General features: G+C 70.8%; 1 protein-coding gene. It reads left to right on the forward strand.

What is annotated here, in order from left to right:
* Window positions 1–7: 7 nt before the first annotated feature.
* A partial coding sequence (locus CGX12_RS19225) for an exodeoxyribonuclease V subunit gamma (RefSeq protein WP_254918361.1) occupies window positions 8–1,129 on the forward strand: 1,122 nt, incomplete at its 3' end.

Raw genomic sequence — 1,129 nt, forward strand, 5'->3', positions numbered from 1 at the left:
AAACAAGATGAAAAAGATAGTGGCGGGCGCCACGGGGGTGTTTGTGGTGGGGGGTGGGAGGGAAAGGGAGAACCAAGGGGGGGGGGGGGACCGGTATTTTTCCCCCGGTGGCAAGGGAAACCAAAAAACCCCGGGGGCGGGGGAACCCGCGGGTCTGGGATGGGCGCCGGCCCGCAAATGGGTCCGCGCGGGGGGGCCGCAACCCCCGAGGAGCCGAGCTGCGCGCCGCCGGGCGCGGCAGCCCGGCCGGGTGGTGGTGTTCGGCATCTCCTCGCTGCCGGCCCAGACCCTGGAGGCCCTGGCCGCCATGGCCCGCTTCAGCCAGGTGCTGCTGTGCGTGCACAACCCCTGCCAGCACCACTGGGGCGACATAGTGCCGGACCAGGATTTGCTGCGCCACCAGTACCGCCGCCACGCCCGCAAGGGCGGCCTGGCCCCGGGCCTGGACCAGGCCGAGCTGCACCAGCACGCCCATCCGCTGCTGGCGGCCTGGGGCAAGCAGGGGCGGGACTACATCAACCTGCTCGACAGCCTGGACGATCCCGGCCAGTACCAGGCGCGTTTCGACGCCCTGGGCGAGCGCATCGACCTGTTCAGCCCGGGCGACAGCGATCACCTGCTGGGCCAGTTGCAGGACGACATCCTCAACCTGCGCCCGCCGGCGGAAAGCCGCGACCACTGGCCGCCGCTCGAACGCCACCAGCTGAGCGTGCAATTCCACATCGCCCACAGCGCCCAGCGGGAGCTGGAGATACTGCACGACCAGCTGCTGGCGCGCTTTGCCGAGGACGAGACCCTGCGCCCGCGGGACATCATCGTCATGGTGCCCGACATCAACCTTTATGCGCCCCATATCCAGGCGGTGTTCGGCCAGTACGGCCGGGACGACGACCGCTTCATCCCCTTCACCCTGGCGGATCAGGGCAGCCGGGGCCGGGAGCCGCTGCTGATCGCCCTGGAGCACCTGCTGCGCCTGCCCGAGAGCCGGCTGCCGGTGAGCGAGGTGCTGGACCTGCTGGACGTGGCCGCCCTGCGCCGGCGTTTCGGCATCGAGGAGGCGGATCTGCCGGTGCTGCACCGCTGGATAGAGGGGGCGGGCATCCGCTGGGGGCTGGACGCCCGCCCCCTC

The organism is Zobellella denitrificans (assembly GCF_002237365.1).
GTDB lineage: Bacteria > Pseudomonadota > Gammaproteobacteria > Enterobacterales > Aeromonadaceae > Oceanimonas > Oceanimonas denitrificans.